General features: G+C 41.7%; 10 protein-coding genes and 1 pseudogene. 3 read left to right on the top strand and 8 right to left on the bottom strand.

The annotated features are described in order from the left end of the window. Together Q0991_RS02685 and Q0991_RS02680 are read left to right on the top strand one after the other, a co-directional pair. The coding region (locus Q0991_RS02685; RefSeq protein WP_299485258.1) for a hypothetical protein at positions 1 to 281 on the top strand (281 nt) is incomplete at its 5' end. Positions 282 to 980: 699 nt separating this feature from the next. After that, positions 981 to 6,200, top strand: coding sequence for an ATP-binding sensor histidine kinase (locus Q0991_RS02680; protein ID WP_299485256.1), 5,220 nt, complete (start codon positions 981 to 983; stop codon positions 6,198 to 6,200). Here the strand turns inward: Q0991_RS02680 and Q0991_RS02675 are convergent. The 4 genes from Q0991_RS02675 to Q0991_RS02660 all read right to left on the bottom strand — a co-directional run bounded on the left by Q0991_RS02675 (position 6,197) and on the right by Q0991_RS02660 (position 10,364). After that, a complete protein-coding gene (locus Q0991_RS02675; protein WP_299485254.1) occupies positions 6,197 to 6,847 on the bottom strand; it encodes a transaldolase family protein in 651 nt (216 codons plus the stop codon). The genes Q0991_RS02680 and Q0991_RS02675 overlap by 4 nt on opposite strands. Positions 6,848 to 6,935: 88 nt before the next feature. Beyond that, complete coding sequence (locus Q0991_RS02670) at positions 6,936 to 8,663, bottom strand: R3H domain-containing nucleic acid-binding protein (protein WP_299485252.1); 1,728 nt, start codon at positions 8,661 to 8,663, stop codon at positions 6,936 to 6,938. A 39-nt stretch (positions 8,664 to 8,702) separates the two neighbouring features. Then, a complete protein-coding gene (gene ldpA / locus Q0991_RS02665; protein ID WP_299485250.1) occupies positions 8,703 to 9,836 on the bottom strand; it encodes a circadian clock protein LdpA in 1,134 nt (377 codons plus the stop codon). Positions 9,837 to 9,908: 72 nt separating this feature from the next. After that, complete coding sequence (locus Q0991_RS02660) at positions 9,909 to 10,364, bottom strand: NAD(P)H-quinone oxidoreductase subunit N (RefSeq protein WP_299485248.1); 456 nt, start codon at positions 10,362 to 10,364, stop codon at positions 9,909 to 9,911. Positions 10,365 to 10,746: 382 nt separating this feature from the next. Between Q0991_RS02660 and Q0991_RS02655 the strand changes: the two genes are divergently transcribed. Continuing rightward, the gene (locus Q0991_RS02655; RefSeq protein ID WP_299485246.1) at positions 10,747 to 11,058 is read left to right on the top strand and encodes a 2Fe-2S iron-sulfur cluster-binding protein; all 312 of its coding nucleotides are present in this window, start codon (positions 10,747 to 10,749) and stop codon (positions 11,056 to 11,058) included. 111 nt (positions 11,059 to 11,169) lie between these two features. On the opposite strand, the gene Q0991_RS02650 is transcribed toward Q0991_RS02655, so the two are convergent. The 4 genes and pseudogenes from Q0991_RS02650 to Q0991_RS02635 form a co-directional block, all read right to left on the bottom strand. Continuing rightward, entirely contained in the window at positions 11,170 to 11,556 is a 387-nt protein-coding gene (locus Q0991_RS02650) for an OsmC family protein (RefSeq protein ID WP_299485244.1), read from the bottom strand. Further along, positions 11,553 to 12,233: a cupin domain-containing protein gene (locus Q0991_RS02645; protein ID WP_299485241.1), complete on the bottom strand. Its 681-nt coding sequence runs from the start codon at positions 12,231 to 12,233 to the stop codon at positions 11,553 to 11,555. Before Q0991_RS02645 ends, Q0991_RS02650 begins: the two co-directional genes overlap by 4 nt. 42 nt (positions 12,234 to 12,275) lie before the next feature. After that, positions 12,276 to 12,414, bottom strand: a pseudogene (locus Q0991_RS02640) (SDR family oxidoreductase); the annotation flags it as partial. A 129-nt stretch (positions 12,415 to 12,543) separates the two neighbouring features. Further along, on the bottom strand, positions 12,544 to 13,551 hold the full coding sequence (locus tag Q0991_RS02635; RefSeq protein ID WP_299485237.1) for an alpha/beta hydrolase: 1,008 nt from the start codon (positions 13,549 to 13,551) through the stop codon (positions 12,544 to 12,546). Positions 13,552 to 13,675: the final 124 nt, after the last annotated feature.

Genomic DNA, 13,675 nt, shown 5'->3' with positions numbered 1-13,675 from the left:
ATAGAGGGCGAAACGCTAAGATCAAAGGCAGAAATATTTTCGTAGCATTGGCTCAGGACTCTCGATACTTGCCTATCTCTGATCTTGCTACCGTTTCTTTGTATCAGCATAAATGGATGAGTACGATGGTCAAGAGGTTGATAGGGGGGACATCAAGACAAGGCTGTTTCAAGTTCGCCAGAGGTAATTCAAAAGCACTGAGAGCCCCTAAGAATCAAAAATGCTATGGAAAATCCATTCACGCAATCATCTTGGTTTTATATTTTCTCCCAGAAAATTAAAATAGCCTTGGACATCAAGATGCCTTCATCAGAGGCATGGAGAATAAGTCAAAAGATCTTGAGAAAAGAGCTATGAACCTATGGTAATGGAACCTAGAGTAACGGTAATATAAGTGAACAGTAATGCAAGAATATTTGGAGCATTGCCGGGGGTATAAAAGAATGGTATGGACTCATTCATGCTGGAGTGGATATAGACATTAGTCTAATGAAAAATCTAACTTTCAGTATAGAGTCGTAAATTGATAAGCCATCATCGTAGACTTGAAATGACTATAATATTCCAGCTCATTCGGAGGTGATCAGAACTATCACTTGCTTAGTCTTAACTCTGAATTTAGAGTATATTGGGAGTTGATTCTAATGTTATATGAGATATGCGTATTGGACTTAGTAATCCAAATAGATCTCTAAGTTTATCAATAAGTTATTGTTTATGAGAATAATGAAGATATATTCTCATAAACAATCTAGGTTTTAATATTAAATAAGCATCTTTGATATTAAAGTACTCTCTAGATACATCTAGATTGAATTTTCTCTTAATAGCTAAATATAATTCAATATTGAATTGTATTATATGATAATTGGCAGAAACATAAGTAGATATAATAAAAAGACTACTTAGATTATATAGTGAATCTCAAAAAGTACTTTGATATTCGGTGGTTTATCTGAATATTAGGATAGAAAATAATTATGTTTGAAATAGCAAACCATGAAACTCAAACTTTACTTTACAGAAAAGATAATACAAGTATTTACATAATAAAAAATATTGTTAGCAATCAAAAGTTTGTTGCTAAAAGTTTGAGCAGCGAATATCCTTCTTTCTCTAATATATCGAAACTTAGGTATGAATATGAACTTACTAGAAAAATAAATACTAATGGAATAATAAAAGCTTACTCATTTATTGCAAATAACAACATTTACGCATATTTAAAAGAGTATTTTGAAGGAATCACATTAAAAGAATACATCTCTAAAGAAAAATTGAAAATCGATGATTTTTTGAAGGTAGCTTGTCAACTGACAAAAGCAATTTGTGAAATACATGATCTTAATATCATACATAAAGACATTAACCCTTCAAATATAATTTATAATCCAAAAACTAATGAAGTAAAAATAACTGATTTTAGTATAGCATCTGAAAATGCAAAAGAGAAAGTGAATATAGAGAATGAAGAAATAATTGAGGGGACGCCGCTATATTTATCTCCAGAACAAACAGGGAGGATAGATCGAGATTTAGATTATCGAACTGACTTATACTCATTAGGTATTACTTTTTATGAGCTGTTGACTGGTCGAGTCCCATTTCAATCTCATAAAATTTCTGAAGTTATTCATATGCATTTATCTGTTACTCCTATTGCTCCGCATAATATTGTGGAGAATATTCCAAAGCAAATCTCTGAGATAGTCATGAGATTAATACAAAAAAATGCAGAGGACAGATATCAAAACTCACAAGAATTATTAGTGGATATAGAGCAGTGTGCAAAGAATTTATCAACTCACAACACGAATTTTACTCTAAAAACCAAGAAAAATATAGGCATTAGTAAATTTTATATTCCTGATAAAGTATATGGGAGGGACAAAGAACAAAATATTTTGAATGAAGGGTTAGAAAATATATTTAAAGGTAGAAAACAGGTAATATTGATTTCAGGAAAGGCTGGAGTTGGCAAAACATCTCTAGTGAAAAATTTGAACAAAATCAATATGGATCGATGTAGAATAAATATTAGTGGAAAATTTGAGCAAAATCATAAAAACACTCCATATTATGGTTTTATTCAGGGGTTGACTACAGCTATAAAAAAAATCTTGAAGAGTGATGAAAATAATATACAGTATTGGCAAGAAAGATTTACTAATTCTTTGGGCAAGAATATAAGTCTTTTAACAAATGTCATACCTGAGCTTAATAGTATTCTACAACTAGAACAGATTGAGCATAAACAAGTTTTGCTTGAGTCTCAGACTGTATTTATTCAAACATTAGAGTCATTGGTACAAGTTTTTAGTAGTAAAGAGCATCCCATAGTTTTTTTTCTAGATGATGTACAGTGGGCTGACTTTGCATCACTAGAATTACTTACAAGCTTAATTATGAGTAAGCAAAGTAAGTATATTCTATTCATTCTGGCTTACCGTGATGCTGAGATAAAAAAAATACACCCTTTCAATAAGATGCTGAGTGATTTGAGACAAGCAGGTTTAATAAATAATACTATTCAATTACAACCATTATGCTTATCTTCTGCAAAAGAGCTTATTGCAGATACACTGAGTTGTGATATAGATGAAATTGAATTTTTAGCTAAGCTTATCTTTAAAAAATCAGAAGGAAATCCTTTCTTCTTAATTCAGCTATTGATAACATTATATCAAGATAAATACATCTACTTTGATTATAACCTTGGAAAATGGACTTGGGATGTTGAAAATATATTAAAAAGTAGTATCACTGACTTCAGTATACTTGAGCTGCTATCTAGAAATATAAAGAGACTACCTCAAAAAACGCAAGATTTAATTAAGTTAAGTTCATGCATAGGAAGTCAATTTGATCTGTTTACCTTAGCAGGGATTAGCTATAAGAATGATGTAGAGTTATACAAAATTTTGTTGCCAGCAGTTGATGCAGGATTGATCGTTTCGACACAAGATTTATATGATAATAGTCAGCTTTTTGATGACGAAAATGAATCAGTTGATAACATAAGATTTAGATTTGTTCATGATTATTTTCAGCAAGTAATATATGCAAGTATACCTAAAGCCACAAAGAGTTCTTTACACATATCAATTGGAGAATTATTGATTAAAAATAGAAACAATCTAGTTTTAGATAAAGAAATATTTGATGCTGTTAAACATTTTAATAAAGGAATTGATCAAGTTCGGGATTATATAAAAAAAAATGAAATTGCTGAACTAAATTATTTAGCAGGTAATAAATCGAAGCAAGCTGCAGCGTATGAATCTGCTTGTCAGTATTACATACAGGCATCACAACTTTCAGAAAAAAAGTATGTTTTAAAGCATTATAGTCAATCTAGTATACAACTACATCTTTCCTTGTTGGAATGCTTATATATTTGTTCTGAAGTTAAACATGCAGAGAAACTTGCTATAGATTTACTTGAAAACTCAAACTCGTTTGCCACAAAAGTAGCAGTTTATGAGTTGCAAATTGCCTTTTACTTTACTCAAAATGAGCCGTTGAAATCAATTAATATAGCAATAGAAGCTTTAAGCTTTTTAAATGTTAATCTAAGCGAAAAACCTTATAAGTTTGAGATTATATTTTATTTGCTAAAGGCAAAAATCTTACATCGAAGGCTGGCAATAAAAGACTTAGTAAATTTACCTATAATGAGTAATGAAAATAATCTTGCTGCAATGCGAGTTCTTATGGCTTTGGTCCCTGCAACATTTGTTGCAAGACCAAATCTTTTTCCATTAGTAATACTAAAAATGGTGAGTTTGTCAATATCTTATGGTAATTCACCAGTGTCAAGTTTTGCATATAATAGCTATGGGACATTATATAATGTTATTTTTAATGATGTAGGGAAATGCTGTGACTATAGTGATTTATCATTACAGTTACTTGACCAATTCTCTAACTACGAATTAAAACCAGCTATTTTTTTGGTTGGCTATGCATTTAATAGACCATGGAAAGAGAATCTTAGAAGTTTATTGCCTCATTTATCTAATGCTTCAGATTATTCATTAGAAATCGGTGATATTGAGAATCTTGGACATTGTTCTGCTTTTTATTGCACACTATCCTTTTTTAGCGGAAAACCTTTATCTGAGATTATCAATGAGGATATTAAGTATATTGATATTGTATCTAGTTATAAACAATATTTTGATTGTATTCATCTCAGTATTTGGGCACAAGTTTCTGAAAACCTTGTAACAGTAAAATCCGATCAAGTCTCGCTTAATGGTAGTTTTTTTAATGAGAAAAATCAGCTTAGAGATATTTTTGATTCCTCAAATAATCTATTAATTTTTTCTTTCTATCTAGCAAAATTATTGCTTTCTTTTTATTATAAAAGATTTGATAAAGCATTATATTATGCTCATGCTTCAAAAAAATATATTGATGCAGTTAATGGATTTTATTATGTTCCAATATTTAATTTCTATTATGCTTTGACATTGCTTTCACTCTGCTGTAAAAATTCTAACATTGTTAAATATAAGTATTTATTAACTGTTAAAAGAATTCTACATAGATTTAAGAAATGGTCTAAATCATGTCCAGAAAATTTTAGTAATAAGTACTTCTTAATAAAAGCTGAGTATAGCAGAGTCTTGGGTGATAAAGATTCTGCATCTAGATATTATGAGAGATCTATTGATTTGTCTAAAGCTTATCTTTTTCTTCAGGAAGAGGCACTTGCGAATGAATTAGCTGCAGAGTTTTATCTTAAATGTAACCAGTTTAAGATTTCATCTTTATATTTCAAAGAATCTTGCTATGCTTATTTTAATTGGGGATCCCTAACAAAAATAGAAGATATTCAGCTAAGATACTCTAATCTTATTGGAGATTTTAAGTATAGCTTTTACTCTGATGAAAAATCAAGAAATGATGTTAGGCTTTCTGCTTCTGAAACACTAGATAATATTGATTTGAGAACAGTTATTGAATCATCTCAAGCAATTTCAGAAGAAATAATTCGAGATAAGTTATTGCAAAAGCTTTTAAGATATTTAATAGAGCTTGCTGGGGCAACACAAGCTTTTTTAGTACTGTGTAGAGATAGAGAATTGTTTATTGAAGCTCATGCTTCAATAAACAATTTTCCTATTGTCAATGTTGAATCATATTCAGTTGATGAGAATCATGAGATTCAACGCAATATTTTGGATTATATTTATCGCACTAAGGACTATGTGTTAATTAATGATTCCAGAAAAGATTCTGATAACTCATTTGGTCTTGAGCTGTATCCAAACTTTCCAAAGTCTATTCTAAGTATGCCTATTATTAGTCAAGGTAAACTAATTGGAATTGCTTATTTAGAGAATAATTTAGTTTATGATGCATTTAGAGATGATCACATAGAAACAATAAGAATTTTATGTGCTCAAGCCGCTATCTCTCTAGAGAATGCTTATCTATATGAGGATTTGCAGCAATCTCAAGCACGAGAACAGGCTGAGCGAGAAATTAATGAGTTAAAATCTCGCTTTATTTCGATGACATCCCATGAGTTCCGCACCCCCCTAACGGCAATTTTAGGTACTACAGAGCTGATTAAGCATTATGGCCAAGGGTGGGATACCGAGAAACAACATACATATCTAGACCGGATTCAAAAGAACGTTAAGCATATGACTGGACTCCTAGATGATGTTTTAGTCCTGAGTAAAGCTGATGTTGGTAAAACTGAGTTTAATCCTACGCCTCTTGATTTAGAAACCTTTTGCAACGGTCTAGTTGAAGAATTTCAGCTTAATACCAAACTTGATCAACGGATTGAATGTGAGGTGCATGGCAATCATCCCCACTCCTATGCTGATGAGAAAATTCTGAGACAAATTCTGAGTAATCTACTCTCCAATGCCATCAAATATTCGCCTGAAAAGACCACCGTTCGATTTAATGTCAGCTTTTCCGAAAACGAAGCAACCTTTTTAGTCCAAGATCAAGGTATCGGCATCCCGGAAGCTGACCAGCCGCATCTTTTTGAATCTTTTCATCGGGCTACTAATGTAGGCCAGATTCAGGGAACGGGTCTGGGGTTGGCCATTGTCAAAAAATCAGTTGAACTCCATCGGGGCACCATCACCTTTGAAAGTATTGCAGATCAAGGGACTACGTTTATCGTTAAGCTCCCCATCACTGCGGAGGCGTTGGGGATAGAAGCCAATTAACCCTGAGCAGCGTTTTCAAATACTTCAGCTGCTTTATTGGTGGCTTCGACCTGAAACATTTGTTCTGCGATCGCAGGTGAGACCGTAAACGTATCAAGGTTTGCCTTCGTCAGAGTGGTGATGTCATCAATGCTGCGGATGCTGGCGACTAAAAGCTTTGTGTCACTATTTACACCATTAAGTCCTTGTTGCATTGCAATAATGTCTTGCCTGCCATCTTGGCCCAAATCAGTCATTCGCCCTAGATAGGGAGCCGCATAATCCGCTGTAAGGGCGGCAGCGATTAAGGCCTGATGAACGGCATACACCCCAGTCAATGTCACCCGAATCCCCTGCTGGATGAGTTGGGCTGCGGCTTCCGTGCCCGTCAATGTAATGGGTACTTTGACGACTACGCGAGAGTCGATGTCTGCAATCTCACATCCCCGACAGACTAAATCTTCAACTTGGGTCCCCCAGGTTTGTAAATGGATTTCTTGGACACCTTGGTCGAAGGCTTTTGTTGTCAAGATCTTGAGTTGTTCCAGGGTACAAGGGATTGTTGCCCGTTCAAGTAGGGTCGGATTCGTCGTCACCCCATAGAACAATCCTTTACTCAGCCAATAATCCCAGGCCGCAAGGTCTGCGGTATCTAAAAAGAGGTACATCACGCCAATTCCCAGTAAGCTTTGTCCAAGAATCTTACCCGAATTGGCGTCGTTCGCTTACCTGTTGATGAGGTGGACGTCTGACGTACTAGGCAGGGTAAATCCGTAATCGACGATTTGGATCTTCGCCAAAACTGCGGGACTGCAACCGATAGTGTTCAATTAACTCATGCTGCATTTTGCGAATGCTAGCGGAGCGGGGGAGGAGCTCTACGGGTTGCTTTTTGGGAATTACAATTTGCTCAACGGCGAGTCTAGCCTCTTCTAGAGCTTCGATTTCATCATCATCGTTACTGCCAGCAAAGAGTTTTAGATCCACCAATTCCGGGGTGCCTGGATCATCCATATTCACCAGTCGGCGGAGTCCTCTGGCAATTTGGGGAATTGTACTCGACTTAACGGTATGGATGGGAACCTGGCGCGTTTTGGCTAGATTGCGCAGTTTGGAATGATGCTTGAGATGCGATCGCAACGCAAAAATCACATCTGCATGATCAATATCCTTGGTCAGCACAATCGGTAAGTTCAAAGTGGTAATCACCTGATCGAGCTGGGAACGGCTCACGGCATAGGGGTAGACATGGAGGGGCAGATCTTCTCCATTGGGACCTGCGGTGAACGCCAGGGTATTCCCATACGGGTCCTGGCGCTGCAGAGAAGCATCCAGCAAGGTTTGGAACTCATTCAGATCTGATTTTGCCGATGCTACAGGATTGGGAACCGGCTTCATCCGCCCGGACGATCGCCAGCCACTGGGTGCGGACTCAATGGGAGTAGGTTCGGCGACGGCGGGCAGCTCATGGGTAATCGTTACCTTGCCACTGTCGCTGACGGCGCGAACTTGAGGATTGGGGAGTCGTCCTCGTAGAAGACTATCAATCGTGTTGGCGACTTCCTCATGGACAATCCAGCGAGCCCGCTCTAGCATTTCGACGGCTATATCAAACGTGGGAGGGGCCTTCCGTTCCAACACACTTTTCTGGCTGCCCCGACGGCGAGCTTCATCATCTCCGAGGGTAACGGACTGAATCCCCCCCACCAAGTCTGATAAGGTCGGGTTTTTCATCAGATTTTCAATCCGGTTACCGTGGGCGGTGCCAATCAGCTGAACGCCTCGCTCAGCGATGGTACGAGCAGCTGCTGCTTCCAGTTCCGTGCCGATTTCATCAATGACGATAACTTCTGGCATATGGTTTTCCACGGCTTCAATCATCACCTGATGTTGAAGTTCGGGACGGGCCACCTGCATTCGTCGCGCCCGACCAATGGCAGGATGGGGAATATCGCCATCCCCAGCAATTTCGTTGGACGTATCAATAATGACGACCCGCTTCAGGAGGTCATCCGCCAAGACGCGGGCAATTTCCCGCAGGGCAGTTGTTTTACCGACACCAGGACGTCCCAGCATCAGGATGGAACGACCACTTTCCACCAAGTCCCGAATAATTTCGGTGGTGCCTAACACCGCCCGACCAACGCGACAGGTGAGACCAATAATCTCTCCTTGACGATTGCGCATGGCGCTAATTCGATGCAAGGTTCGCTCAATTCCGGCTCGATTATCGCCACTAAAGTGGCTGACCCGCTGGATGCAATAGTCTAAGTCTTCGCGGCTAATCGGGTCTGTGGACAAATATTCAGCTAAGTCTGGGAAACGGGCTTCGGGCTGGCGACCTAGGTCCATCACCACTTCAATCAGTACATTTCGTTGGGGGTGGTTTAGCAGGTGCGATCGTAACGTCTTGGGCAGGATATCCAGTAATTGGTCCAGGTTATCGGTGATGTTTTGGTTTGCTCCTGGTGTTTGTTCAACCATAAATCTGCAGTGGTGAAATAACAAAGGGTTAGGGGTGAGCTAACCGGTCCAAGATGAGTTCCCCCTGCTCATGGGTTGGACGAACGGTAAATCTGGCTCTAGAGTGGCCTGAGGTGGATTCAAACCAGATGTTTTCAGTTGGGCAATCAGGGAAGCGGCTAAGGAAACCGCCTCGCGAAGTAATGAAGCATGATCTTCCAGATGATGAGTTGACAAGGGTTCCAGTTGGGTTTGGATGGGGGCGAGTAACTGCCGAGCAAAACTGCCATAGGCAACACCAGCAATGTGGGGTGCACGAATCGTCATGGATGGACTTATCAACCGGGGATGCAGTAACCCTTTGGCTTTGAGTTTAGCAATAGTATGTCGATTTGTGCCGCCCGCCAGCTGGACAAACCCCGGCAATTGGGCTTGTAAGACTTTTTCGGCTAGTAAAACCGTCGCTCGGGTGGTACCGTCGCCAATATCGCCACTCATCGGTCGGCCATCGGTTTGCCAGATAAGGGCACAGGGTAAAGGGGCCATCAGTTGGAAAAGGTTGGCTAAGTAATCTAGCAGACCATCTCCATCCGGACAACTAACAGCCAAAACCTGTAAGTGGGGCACAAACGGTTTAAGGGCTTGCCATAACTGCTTAAACTCAGCCTCTCTGCCGACTTGGGTGTGAATTTCTAGGGCTTGGACCACGCCCGTTTGGATAAAAGGACCGACGATTTCCGGCTTGGCCCTGTGGGAAATGGTGGCAATTTGCTCAATGGGGCAAACCGGTAAACAGCGTCCACAGCCATAGCAGCGATCGGCTATCACCCCCGGACTGGGAAACGCAATCGCATCTGCTGGACACAGACTGGCACAGGGTTGGGGACAGTCGGTAGGGCACTGCTCTGGAGATAGGGACGCTTTGCGAAAATGCGGATCCTCACCATCGTTGAGGCTAACCATCAACAGGGGACGGGGCTGGTTGGGGTTGAGATGGATTGCGGTTGCGATCGCAGCCTGAGCTGCCCTAATCACAGCCGGATCCGCAGCAACATCAATACAATCTGCACCGGCTAAGGTATAGGCCAACACCAAATTGCGGACAGCAGGTAAATGCTGATAGCTGGCCCCACAAATTAACTTAAACCAGTGGCCATGATGGAGGGACTGGAGAGGAGTCACAAGATCAATCACCCTATTAGCCTAATCTGAATTGATTAGCGCTGGGTTAACTTTTTCCTGTGTCTGAACGGAAGCGAGATGAGGTTAAGCAGCTGCCACAATCTCAGCAAGGGGCTGCCATTCAAATGATCGAGCACCCCCCAGCTCAACCACAACCTTCAGTCGGGGTTCTGTGGCGGTAATTGCATCCAGATAGGCTAGTTCTTGCTTCGCTAGACGCTTGCCATCATAAAGCCATAGGGCTAACCCTTTGGCTTGCGGGGGGAGATGTTCGAGTTGGTAGGTGACAAAAGGGGGCAAGAAATAGGTGCGAATTTGGTTTTTACCCAAATGAGGTGGGCGCACGCCGTGAACATCAGTAAAGTAAGAGGCTAAATCACCCATGCCTGGAGCGGAAACGAAGAGTGTTAGATATCCGGTGGCCCGGAGTCGGCGTTTGTAGCGGCCTTCAAAGCCACCTTCAGACGGAACATAAATGCCAACAGCCCCTGATTTTTCAACGGTGCGAATAAATTTTTTCCCGGTTGCTAGCAGTGGCATAAGCAGAAAATTACCCCGAGTGTGGATGGACGCAAAAATACTTACCCTAAACTTACACGAAATTCAGGGTATCTGTTGCCTCCCTCCCAGACGGCAGCCATAATTCACCCCTTGTCGCAAATTTCTCACGCCGACGTCCTCTTCCTCAAGAGGGGTAAGAGCTGAGGAGGGCCTAACAGTTAGCTTGCTCAAGCGGTGGGTTTAAGAGCCATTGTTCAAGTCCACCATTTTCAGTGTTTTCGCTGAGGAGAAATTGTAAAGTTTTGTAAATAATAATAGGTAGCTGAGTAATGCTTCCGGCGTTGTCCCGATCTTCAAGGCAGAGGGGAAGCCTCATTTGAACGCTCAGCCATTTATCTAGTATGGAGAATAGATACGAACAATGGTTTACGACGTTACGTTTGTGAATAAAGCAACGGGAGAGGAGAACACAATTTGCGTCCCAGAGGATGAATATATCTATGATGCAGCAGAGCTAGAAGGAATAGAACTCCCCGCTTCGTGTCGTTCTGGATCTTGCATTACCTGTGTGGGCAGAGTTGTTAATGGCAATGTTGAGCAGGATCGCTCCATCCTGAGTGATGCAGAAGAAGCGGCGGGTTTTATGTTGACCTGCTGTGCCTACGCCCGGTCAAATTGCACGATTCTGGTCGATCAAGAAGATGAGCTTCTAGATTTCAGTCCTACGGCATAACCCTGCAAGAGCATGGGCCAAAGTCATTCATCATGAAAGCTACAGGCCACGAGTCGATAGGTATCCATTAAAGGCTCCTTCGGTTGATGAAACGTCAAGACGATATGGGCATTAAGTGAGTTGCGTTTTGATTGAGATCGGAGTGGTCAGAAGTTTATGGACTGGGCAGCGATCGCTAATATCTCGGAGCCGTTGCCGTTGCTGTTCATCTAGGTCGCCTTCAAGAGTAAGTTTGGCCTGGATGATGGGCGGTTGATCATCCGAGTCGTAACTCAACTCTACCGCCACAGATGCTAGCGTCCATCCTTTGCGCTCGGCATACATTTGCAGGGTGATCGCCTTGCATGAGCCTAAGCCCGCCAAAATCAATTCCGTAGGGGTGGGACCCACATCATCCCCCCCTAGGGAAGGCGGTTCATCCGCAGCTAGGTGTAGATGGCGAATAGAAATATCTTGGCCATACCGGGAATGATTGGAGGCAACTTGAACCGAAATCATGAGGATTCTCCTGGGTGATAGACGTTCTCTAAATGTCCCGTTTTCACGTAAATCAGGCAGCCTTCTTCACTAAAGGGAGTGTGGATGCTGCCGGGTGGATTACGTAGCCAAGTTCCCTCGGGATACACGCCCTGGTCATCGGCAAAGGTGCCGTCTAGGACAAAGATTTCTTCACCGCCCCAGTGCTGGTGAGTTTGGAACTTCGTCCCCGGTGCCCACTTCACAAAGGCTACTTGCTCTGTACCGTGTGTATGTAGCGGTAGCACCTGCAAACCCGACACTAAACCCGGTACCCACTCTGCCTGAGTCGTATCAATCACCACTGGCTGCTGATCCGCTGGGTCCATTTGCCAGAGTTTGACCAAAATGGTAGCCCCTTCTTTGCTATGGGGGGTGTGGCTAGAGCCAACGGGATTACGCACATACGTGCCTGGACCAAAGTCGCCATGCTCGTCGGAAAACACGCCGTCTAGGACAATATATTCTTCGCCACCCCCGTGAATGTGGGCAGAGAAGGCACTACCAGGAGCATAGCGAACGATGGAGGTTGCCCGAGCGACTTCTTTGCCATCCCGTTCCAACATGCGGCGTTGCACCCCTGGCATGGGAGACTCCACCCAGGGTAGAGCGTCGCTATGAACAACCGCCCTTTGAGTTAGATCTGCGTGAATTTTCATGGTGTCTATCTCTTCTGTTTACTGTCTGCAACGCTAGCTGTATTAGTTTCGACCTGCCATAACGCCACCATCAATATTCCAGATTGCACCAGTCGCCCAGGTGGTTTTATCGGATAGTAGGAAGGCAATAGTCTCGGCGATATCTTCAGAGGTGCCAACCAATGGGATGAAAGCTGTTAAAGCCTTATAAGGCTGAATGACCCTCTTTGTCTTTAGTCAAGGAATATATCTTGCTTTCTGTTCGCGGAAAATTCACTAAACAGCAAGCAAGATAATGAGCCGATTTGATGATCAACAATCCTATTTGTAGTTAGAGATGTTTTGCCAAAAATTGACGAATTAGAGAGGCAATTTTGTCGACATCCTCTTCAAGGGCAAAATGCCCGGTGTCTAGCAAGTTGAAATCCAGTGTCTTTAGATCTTTCTTATAAGGATGTGCACCAGATTCAGGAAAAATCACATCATTTTTACCCCAAGCAATCAATGTAGGAGGCTGCCTCTCTCGCAAGTATTTTTGCCACTGAGGATATAGCGATACGTTTGTTTGATAGTCATAGAACAAAGCGAGTTGAATATCGGTATTATCAGGGCGATCCAGAAACCGTTGATCCATATTCCAGTTATCAGGACTGATTTTTTCAGGATCACGAGTGCCTTCGACGTATTGCCACTTCGTATTCTCTAGTGCCATAAATTGTCGTAGCGGTGCTTCATTCTCTTTAGAACGATTAGACCAATAGGCTCTCAAGGGATTCCAAAAATCTTGGAGTCCTTCTTCGTAGGCATTACCGTTTTGAATCAAAAGTGCTTGGACTTTTTCCGGATGTTGGGTCGCTAATCGGAAGCCAATGGGCGCGCCGTAGTCCATCATGTACAGGCTATACTTTTCGAGACCAATGGCTTGCACAAATTTATCCATGACTCTCGCTAGATTATCGAAAGTGTAGTTAAATTGGTCAGCCGTTGGCATCGAACTGTTGCCAAATCCGGGATAGTCCGGGGCTATAAGGTGGTAACGATCACTCAAGGCTGGGATCAGATTCCGAAACATATGAGAGGAAGTGGGGTATCCGTGCAACAGCAAAATGGTTGGGTTACTAGGATCTCCAGCCTCTCGATAGAAAATATCCAACCCGTCAATCTTGATGGTGCGATACTGGGTGCTTTGCTGTGGGTTGCTTGGACGAGTTACATCTGTTGAGGCTTGGGCAGGCAGTATGAATTGACTGGCAGACTGCCCCATGACCACTGACGCGATTATACCGACTCCAAATGCTAGAGCAGCGCGCCGTTTGAGGCGTTTGAATGATAAGACCATGATCAAATTCCTATGATTAGTGTTGAATATTTCAGGATTGTGAACAGTGATAATGAAGACGGGTGGCCGAGACATCTGATGAAGGACATATAGGTCATCAAAGCCACCAATGTGCGGATCATTA

Source organism: Acaryochloris sp. IP29b_bin.137 (genome assembly GCF_028285745.1).
Classification (GTDB): Bacteria; Cyanobacteriota; Cyanobacteriia; order Thermosynechococcales; family Thermosynechococcaceae; genus Acaryochloris.
This window is presented reverse-complemented; position numbering and strand designations above follow the sequence as displayed.